Raw genomic sequence first — 9,398 nt, forward strand, 5'->3', positions numbered from 1 at the left:
AAATAACTTATATAGCTTTATTGACTAAAGGTATTTTATCCAATAAACAAAACGCCTTCAATATAATTGAAGGCGTTTTGTTTGAAATATTTTAATGTGCGACTAATTTAGTCTCCATTACTTTCTCTAAATGAAATAACACACGTTTCGCCGCTAACTCACCTTGCTCAATACAAGCCGGAAGACCAGAACCAGCGTAAGAACTACCTGCCAAATACACACCTGGCAATTCTTCCTCCATAAATGTTGTGAGCTTCTTCATTCGCTCTTTATGGCCTACTGTATATTGAGGCATCGCTTCTTTCCAGCGGCTTACAATTGTAAACTCTGGATCCTCTGTAATATCCATTGTCTTTTGTAAGTCTTCGAGTACGAGCTGCACAATTTCTTCGTCAGTTTGTTCAACAATCGCTTCATCACCTGGGCGTCCGACGTAACAGCGAAGAAGCGTTTTTCCTTCTGGCGTTGTATGTGGCCATTTTTTATGTGTCCACGTACACGCTGTAATTGTGTAATCACTATTTCTTGATACGACAAATCCGGTACCATCAATATCACGCTGAATTGCAGACTTTTGGAAAGCAAGTGCCACGTTTGCAACTGATGTAGACGGAATGTTACGGAAGAAACGAAACTGCTTATACTGCGCAAACATAGATGGCAATACTTTATGCGGCGTCGCAACTACAATCGCGTCTGCTTCCATTTCTTTTCCGTTACTAAGCGTAATCGTATAACTATCACCAAGTTTTGCAACCTTTTCGATACGAGTTCCCTTCATTACCATATCATTAGGAATCTTCACTTCAAGAGATTCTACTATAGATTCTAAACCGGTTTTCACAGTTTTAAAGATTCCTTTTTTCAATTCAGCCTTCTCTTGCTTTGGAGCGAGCGTACGCATACCGAGTGAAATACTACGATGCTCCTGTTCAATTTGATAAATTTGAGGGAATGTTGACATTAAACTCATTTCATCAATATCCCCTGCATAAATACCAGATAATAATGGCTCAATTAAATTTTCAACGACTTCATTTCCAAGGCGATGCCTGAAAAACTGCCCGAGTGATTGATCAGAAACTGGTTTTGATCTAGGCATTAATAAGTCAAAACCAGCTCTTAGTTTACCAATTGGGGAGAACAATCCGGAAAATAGAAACGGCGTAATTTGCGTTGGAATTCCCATCATTGAACCGCTCGGCATTTTATGTAACCGATTGTTTACGAGAACGAACGATTGACCGGCCTTATTATTTACAAGTTCAGCATCAAGTCCTAATTCTTTCACTAATTTAGCTGCGCTCTCTTTTCTTGCTAAGAAAGAATCAGGGCCACGTTCAATTGTAAATCCATCTTTTTGAACGGTTTGAATTTTCCCGCCAAGTTTACCAGACGCTTCTATAAGCAATGCATCTATCGGCAAGTTTTTTTCACGAATTTCTTTTTGTAAGTTATACATTGTTGTTAATCCTGTGATGCCACCGCCGATGATCACAACTTTTTTCCTCAAGTAAGCTCCCCCTTTCTACTTACATTACAGATTCTTTTTTCTTTAATACAACATCTGCTAAACAGTCGATAAATGCGTCCGACGCGTTAGGCATTTCGGGACGATAATATTTCGCGCCAATTTCATCCGTTACAACTTTACACTCAAAGTCATTGTCATATAAAACTTCTAAATGTTCCGCAACAAATCCAACTGGTGCATATACGAATGAATTGTAGCCGTACTTTTCATTTAATTCTCTCGTTAAATCTTGTACATCTGGACCAATCCAAGGATCTGGTGTATTTCCGGCACTTTGCCAGCCAACTGCATAATTTGCTACTTCAGCACCACGTGCAATATAGTCAGCTGTTTCGTTTAATTGATCCGGGTATGGATCGCCAAGTGCGATAATTTTTTCTGGTAAGCTATGTGCAGATACGATTAACACTGCTTTTTCACGTTCTGCTTCTGACATACCGTTATATATACCTTTCACTGCATCGACCCAATACTGAATAAATTTCGGTTCTTTGTACCAGCTATCGATGCCGTGAATTGTTAAGTTTCCAAGTTTTTCTGCTTCTTCTTGCGCTCGTCCTACATAAGACTTCACGCTAAAAGTAGAATAGTGAGGGGCAAGAACGAGTGCAATTGCATCTTCTATTCCATCTTTATGCATAGCTTGTACTGCATCTTCAATGAACGGTTCAATATGTTTTAAACCAAGATACATGTGGTACTCTACTTCATCTTGCATTTCATTTAAACGTGTCTCTAACTTTTTAGCTTGCTCTAATGTAATAGTAGCTAAAGGAGAAATACCACCAATTGCACGGTAACGCTCTGTTAAATCTTCTAGCATTTCAGGACTTGGCTTTCTTCCTCTGCGAATATGTGTATAGTAACGTTCAATATCTTCTTCTTTATATGGCGTTCCGTATGCCATTACAAGCAAACCAATTTTCTTTTTCATACAGACAATCTCCTTTACTTCGCTAACTGTTCTTTAGAGTACTCATGAATAAATGTAGTTAAGCGTTTTAATGTATCTGGATTTACTTCTGGGAATACGCCGTGACCTAAGTTAAAGATATAACCTGGCTGCTTCATCCCTTGATCTAAAATACCTTTTACATGTTCTTCAATAACAGGCCAAGGTGCTAATAAGAATGAAGGATCCATATTTCCTTGTACCGCCTTGTGAACACCACGTGCGCGTGCTTCTTCAATCGGTAAGCGCCAATCTAAACCTACTACATCAAGCGGTAAGTCGTGCCATTCATTCACTAAATGTGCAGCACCTACGCCGTGCATAATCATTGGAACACCCATCGGGCGAACTTCTGCAAAAATACGCTCCATCGCTGGTTTAATAAATATACGGTAATCCGCTACATTTACTGCTCCAACCCAAGAATCGAAAATTTGAACCGCTTTTACTCCTGCGTTAATTTGCGCTTTTAAATATGTAATAACCATATCTGCTAGCTTATCCATTAATGCGAACCAAGCTTTCGGCTCTGCATACATAAACGCTTTCGTATTATGATAGTTACGAGAAGGACCGCCTTCAATCATATAGCTCGCTAACGTAAATGGAGCTCCTGAAAAACCGATTAACGGTACATCTAACATTTCTGTCGTTAATAAACGAATTGTATCTAGTATGTAAGGTACGTCATCTTCTGGATTGATTTCCCCTAATTTTTCTACGTCTTGTAAAGAACGGATTGGATTATCGATAACTGGACCAATGCCAGATTTAATTTCCACATCAACACCAATTGCAGGTAGTGGTGACATAATATCTTTATAAAGAATTGCTGCGTCTACGTTATATTGATCAACTGGCAACTTTGTAACATAAGCGCACAACTCTGGATTATGTGTAATTTCAAATAAAGAATATTTCTCTTTTATCTTTCTATATTCCGGCTGTGAACGACCTGCTTGACGCATATACCATGCTGGTACATACTCTGTACGTTCCCCCCTACATGCTTTTAAAAATGTCTCATTTATAGTTCTTACCAAGACCCTAGCTCCCTTCCTTACCAATGCTTTTTCTTTAAATATGCTCTATTCCGATATTTATCTTTTTTTACTATACAGCTTGTAAAAACAAAATGCATAACATTATGTACGTTGTTCATTAAATTGACACAAACGTTCGTAAAAACGTTTACTATTTTCACAACATTCTTATTATAGCACAGAGAAAAACTACGGTTTAGCTACTTTTGACTTTTCTCCTTCACGGTTCGTTTGTGTGTTATATGGCACAACGTAAAAACTTGGTTTTGAGAATATATTAATAAACTTCTCCTCATATTTCCCCGTTCCTTTTGCCGTTCCAACGTGAGTATGAATTCCTTTTTCAACTTTATAAATCCGATACATAATTCGCTCATCAGGAAGCGGCGTCCAGCTTAGTTTCATTGCAAATAAACCGAAAGGACTAAATGCTAGTTTTGCTTCCACGTTTTGAATCTTATCTAAACGAATTGGCAGTCCAATTGTTTCAACACCTTTTGGCCTATGAAAACTCGCTTTATCTTGTATGTTTGCTTTCGTTAAAATCTTTTTAAATAACATCGTTGCAGATGCATTTCCATCTTGTAATTGATGCTCTTTATCGGTGCGGTCATAGCCAATCCAAACTGCACCTACTAAATTCGGTGTATATCCAACGAACCACATATCACGCGCACCATGGTCATCATTTGGCAATGAAGTTGTGCCTGTTTTTCCAGCTAAAGCTCCATTATATACACCAGCTTTCGCCGTACCTTCTTTCACAACTCCTTCAAGCATCTTTGTCATATACCATGCCGTTTGCTTCGAAAAGACTTTCGTTTCAGCTTTTGATGATTCTCCAATGACCGCCCCGTGTCTATTTAATACTTTATCGATAACGTGCGGTTCGATAATATTCCCGTTTGCTAAAAAAGATCGGTACATTTTGACAAGATCAAATGGAGACACACCATTTTTTAGCCCGCCAAGTGCTGTGCTTAAACCTGAGTCCGCAATATGAACATTCCCTTTCTCTAAATATTGCTTTCCCTCATCTACCCCTAATTCATTTAATAAAGATACAGCTGGCACATTTGCTGATTCTAATACCGCATCGTACATCGTCATCTCTTTCGTATACTCATGATTATAATTTCGAGGTTCATAACCTTCAAACGAACTTTTTTCATTCGTTAATAAAGAATATGGATTATATTTCTTCGTCTCAAGTGCAGGTCCATATACGATAAGCGGCTTTAAAACAGAACCAGGCTGCCGCTTTGCAAAAACGCGATTAAGCCCTCTCGGAACATACTCTCTTCCGCCAATCGCGGCTTTAATTCCGCCAGTCTGATTATCCATTAATAAAAATGCACCTTGCGCCCCGTTTTCTTTACCAGGGAAATTTCTCGCATCTTGAAACTGGTTATATGCTACCTTTTGAACTTTTTCATCCATCGGTACGACAAACGTATATCCTCCGCGCAGTACTTCTTGATGCGATAAACCATATAAACGCGCCGCTTCATCTATAACCATATCGATATACGGCATATATGCGAGTTCACGTTCATCTGAATTTTTATAAAGAGCGATTGTTTTCCCTTGGTAACGAACACTATCTTCCGCTGTTAAATAGCCTTGTTTATGCATAAGTGACAAAACAAGATCACGGCGCCCTTTACTCTTTTCTAGGGATAAGTACGGTGAATAGCCATTTGGCGCTTTCGGAAGCCCTGCAAGCATAGCTCCCTCTTCCACTGTTAAATCTTCTACATTTTTATTAAAATACAACTTTGCTGCCGCTTGAATACCATATGCCCCATGACCGAAATAAATATGGTTCATATACATTTCAAGAATTTGCTGCTTCGTATATTTTTGCTCTAATTGAAGAGAAATTGCGACCTCTTTCAATTTGCGCGTAAATGTTTTTTCGCGAGTTAAAAAGACATTTTTAGCTAGTTGCTGCGTAATCGTACTACCGCCTTCTACCTTCTCTCCAGCTAACGCGTCTTTATAAAGCGCCCGAAATATAGAAGGGTAATCAATTCCTTGATGCTCATAAAAACGAGAATCTTCCACAGCAATAAATGCTTGCTGCACGTACTTTGGAATTTCTTCAATCGGTACGAGTTCTCTATTTTCTACATATAACTTCGTAATTTCTTTTCCTTTCTGGTCAACGATACGTGATGAAGAGTGGAAAACAAGCTGCTTTTCATCCATCATATAGCCACCAGTTAACACAATAAGTTTATAGAGTACAATCGCTACTACGAACGTTGCTACCCCGCCTAATAAAGTCCACTTTGCTTTCTTCATACATCGGCCTTCTTTCCAAATGATGGTACATTTATTATTTGAAAAAGAAGTATCTTTATGTATATAATCTTCGAAGTTTTTTAAGAGAATTGATATAATAGAGACAAACCATAAAGGGGGCATTAAAATGAAGGCTATTATTTCATACGAAACACCTCTAGAACAAGCACATTTCACTGCAAAACATAACGAAAAAGATATGTTTTATAAAGAAAATACTGAAGAATCTGTAGAATCCGTACTTCAGTATGACGTATTAGACGCTGTTGGAGAATTTAAAGGACAACCTGGCTACATCGTTTGTAACAACATTTCTGTAACAGACGAAGGTCGCCCTGTATTTGAAAACCGTTTTAAAAACCGTGCTGGTCTAATCGAAAATGAGCCTGGCTTCCAAGCAATCCGTGTTCTTCGCCCATTAAGTAATGATACATATGTCATCTTAACGATGTGGGAAACTGAGCAAAACTTTAAAGACTGGACAGAATCACGTTCATTCGAAAACGCTCATAAAAAACGCCCTGCACAAGCAGAAGGACAAGGACAAGCACAAGCGCATCCACATGCAGAACAGCAAAAAAGTATTTTCTCTCGCCCGTCGTTCGTGACTACTTTTGATGTGTTAGTTTAAGTTTCTAAGTTTAGAGACCTCGGTACATGAAATTATATTAGCGATTTTTCGAATATATCGACTTATCGACAAATGACGACACACAAAAAGGAAACACCATTACACACTGGTGTTTCCTTTTTCTTTATACCAATTATATATGCGAAGCACGTCTTCTTTTCGCATATGCTTCACTTCATAACCATGTCCCGCCACCGCTACAGCAGCTGTACATAACTCGTCTTTCTTTTGAAAATAAGATTGATTGTATCCGACCACTTGAATATGCCTTCTTCGCATGATCCCTGTATATTTCGCGAGACCTCGGTGCACCATTACTAACTGATTGTCTCGTATCATATATCCACCACTTTTATATCTAGCGTATGCAAGTATTGTAAATACAATAAATAGCGGTATAAGAACGAACAACGCAGTATGTTGTTTAAAATATATACTCGCACCAGCGATTGGCACAGCGAGCACAGCACTTGTAATCCAGCCCATTACGACGTAACGGCGTAATGCAGCCTTCGGTAAATGAACGATTTCCTCTTCTATTTCATACGGCAACTGCAAATAGGCAAGTAGCTGCTGTACATCTTTTTTCTTCATAAAAGGATGTAACATCACTTCATTCCCTGCCGCTTCTATACTTTGAATGACTTCCACTTCGACAGAGCAATAACCGAAAGGCTGGCGGAGAATTCCTTCTTTTACAGTAATCGCTTGAATGCGGTGTAATTTTAACACAAACTCTTTCTTATCAAATAACCCTTGAACGATACGAATTTCATTTCCGTTTCGCTCAATTTTAAAGTTCGCGTATTTTAATGCATAGCCGGCCGTAGAAATGACCCACGAAACCGCCATTAAAATCGCGGCCATAACGATTAATTCATATACACCGTTATCCATCACATACGCTTCCACTTTATTTATGAGCCATTCTGGAAGAAATTGATTAAACTCTGTGTAAATAAGAAGTAATCCAGAAAACACTAATCCGAATCTACCAGACGTAATGGAAGCTACTAAAATCTCTTTCATCGTTAACTGATAAATCGTCTTACTTTCTTCTGCCATGGGTACTTCTTCACTCGCAGCGCTTCTTTTTTTATTTAATAAAGCAATCAGTTCCTTCGCTTCATCTTCTCTAATACCAGCTAACATCACTTCTGGCTCACTACCGCCGCCCGCTACTTCTATATTTAATTTCGTAAGTCCAAGCATTTGATAAATGATATTAGAAGATGTACTAATGTTTTGCACACGGTCTTTATTTAAATAACTTTCCTTCTTCACAAAAACACCGTGTTTTATATGTAAAATATTATTCTCAATCCAGTACACTTTGAAATACCATTTTACAGCTGAAAAAATAGCCATAATGAATAAAACAAACAGAAGGAAAAGATAAAATAAATACCAAGGCTTCACTTGTTCTTCAGGTTTAAACATAACAAGAATAATAAGTGGTAACAAACTCGCAATTCGAATACCTAACAATATCGTGATCGGATGTTGCCTCTTATACACCCTCATCACTCACTTTCGCAAGCTCTCCAATTTGTCTTTTCAACTGTTCTGCTTCTTCTTTCGTTAAGCCTGGAATACTATGCGAAGTTGCCGCTGTTGAAATATGTAATTCTGCTAAATTATACTTTCTCATAATTGGCCCTTGCTCAATCGTTACGTGCTGCACGCGGATCATCGGAATAAGTACGCGTTTTACAACGAACATTCCCTTTTGAATCTCAATCTCTTCTTCATTTAATCTGTAACTATAATAACGTTGACGTAAATTTGGAAATACAAAATAGTCGAGTGGTATATATATAACTGCTCCTGTCACTAACAATCCAAACAACCAGCCCCACCAGTTAAAGTTAATCATAAAAAAGAAATACGCAATTACGACTGCTAGTATAACTGCCGCCCCAATTAAAGCATGAATTCTCCACACTTTCAGCATATTAGAATGAATCTCCCTCTCTAACGGCTGCATCTCATCACTCCAATTATATGAATTTATTAATTATATATTAGTTGTTATATACAGTTTTGTAAAATTATAGTTCCCTACATTGTGTCGAGCATTTCTTTAAAATTCCCTTCATTAATCGAATACACATAAAGAAAGAAGAAGCAATAGCATCTCTTCTTTCTACAAATCATTTCTTCTATAATAGCTTTATTATTAAATATAAATTTCTTCTTTCCAACTACTAGATTTTGATTTGACCACAATTAAATTTTCACTTTCCCATTTTAATGTGCCTAAAAATCTTGAATACACCATTTCGTTACCTACCTCTTCCACCAATAATTGATCGCGAATCTTTAAACCCTTTTCATCGTACACCTCACATCGTAGTTGGAAACCTTTAACACGATGAATTCCTTTTAATATCGCTATCTTCTTACGGCTTGGGCTTTTTTTAGGTGTCTTCCCTACTAAAAATATCCCTTCATAGTTTTGTTTCACAATTTCTCCCAAAGACTCTTCGACATACTCTCTAACAATAGATGGTGAGAGAGTAGAGTTTTCTTCAAGTCCGGGGATAACATATTGATGTACTAATTTACAAAACTCATTGTATTTCTCTTCAACTGAATCACATGTTAAAAATTCCATAAAATCGTAAGGAACATATACACAAATTTCACCTAAAGCTCTATTCACTTTATATGAAATATCAGTATTTTCATTAGCTAAACAATAGACAGTAACTTGCTCAATCTCTCCTAATCCCATTTCAAACTCGTTAATTTTCTTTGAGAAAATTAACTCAAAAATCCTAATTTCATGCACACGCAAATAATGTTTTTTAGGACGTTGTTTTTTCCAATCATAAAATTTTACTTCGAGCACTATAATTCACTCCTTTTAATAAAAAACACTATGAAAACAATGTAATTCTACAACATCATAGCCTCACACATTCATTA

At 37.5% G+C, this 9,398-nt stretch carries 8 protein-coding genes; 1 reads left to right on the forward strand and 7 read right to left on the reverse strand.

Features of this window, described 5'->3' with window-relative positions; all coding sequences use genetic code 11:
* Window positions 1-91 precede the first annotated feature (91 nt).
* From hemY to AB3X49_RS13015, 4 genes are all read right to left on the reverse strand, one after another.
* A complete protein-coding gene (gene hemY / locus AB3X49_RS13000) occupies window positions 92-1,513 on the reverse strand; it encodes a protoporphyrinogen oxidase (RefSeq protein WP_367962526.1) in 1,422 nt (473 codons plus the stop codon).
* Window positions 1,514-1,532: 19 nt separating this feature from the next.
* Window positions 1,533-2,468, reverse strand: coding sequence for a ferrochelatase (hemH, locus tag AB3X49_RS13005; protein WP_367962528.1), 936 nt, complete (start codon window positions 2,466-2,468; stop codon window positions 1,533-1,535).
* Between the two features lie 14 nt (window positions 2,469-2,482).
* A complete protein-coding gene (gene hemE / locus AB3X49_RS13010) occupies window positions 2,483-3,529 on the reverse strand; it encodes a uroporphyrinogen decarboxylase (protein ID WP_033706503.1) in 1,047 nt (348 codons plus the stop codon).
* Window positions 3,530-3,718: 189 nt separating this feature from the next.
* A complete protein-coding gene (locus AB3X49_RS13015) occupies window positions 3,719-5,836 on the reverse strand; it encodes a transglycosylase domain-containing protein (protein ID WP_367962531.1) in 2,118 nt (705 codons plus the stop codon).
* A 127-nt stretch (window positions 5,837-5,963) separates the two neighbouring features.
* Here AB3X49_RS13015 and hmoB point away from each other — a divergent pair, with 127 nt between their 5' ends.
* Window positions 5,964-6,467: a heme-degrading monooxygenase HmoB gene (hmoB, locus tag AB3X49_RS13020; RefSeq protein ID WP_367962533.1), complete on the forward strand. Its 504-nt coding sequence runs from the start codon at window positions 5,964-5,966 to the stop codon at window positions 6,465-6,467.
* Window positions 6,468-6,566: 99 nt separating this feature from the next.
* Here hmoB and AB3X49_RS13025 read toward each other — a convergent pair whose 3' ends face one another.
* The 3 genes from AB3X49_RS13025 to AB3X49_RS13035 form a co-directional block, all read right to left on the reverse strand.
* Window positions 6,567-7,985: a PH domain-containing protein gene (locus AB3X49_RS13025; protein WP_367962535.1), complete on the reverse strand. Its 1,419-nt coding sequence runs from the start codon at window positions 7,983-7,985 to the stop codon at window positions 6,567-6,569.
* Window positions 7,978-8,454: a PH domain-containing protein gene (locus AB3X49_RS13030; protein WP_002186468.1), complete on the reverse strand. Its 477-nt coding sequence runs from the start codon at window positions 8,452-8,454 to the stop codon at window positions 7,978-7,980. The genes AB3X49_RS13025 and AB3X49_RS13030 overlap by 8 nt, the downstream gene beginning before the upstream one ends.
* Window positions 8,455-8,646: 192 nt before the next feature.
* Window positions 8,647-9,321: a hypothetical protein gene (locus tag AB3X49_RS13035; protein WP_367962537.1), complete on the reverse strand. Its 675-nt coding sequence runs from the start codon at window positions 9,319-9,321 to the stop codon at window positions 8,647-8,649.
* Window positions 9,322-9,398: the final 77 nt, after the last annotated feature.

The sequence above is a fragment of the Bacillus sp. C30 genome, assembly GCF_040838255.1.
GTDB classification, from domain to species: Bacteria; Bacillota; Bacilli; order Bacillales; family Bacillaceae_G; genus Bacillus_A; species Bacillus_A mycoides.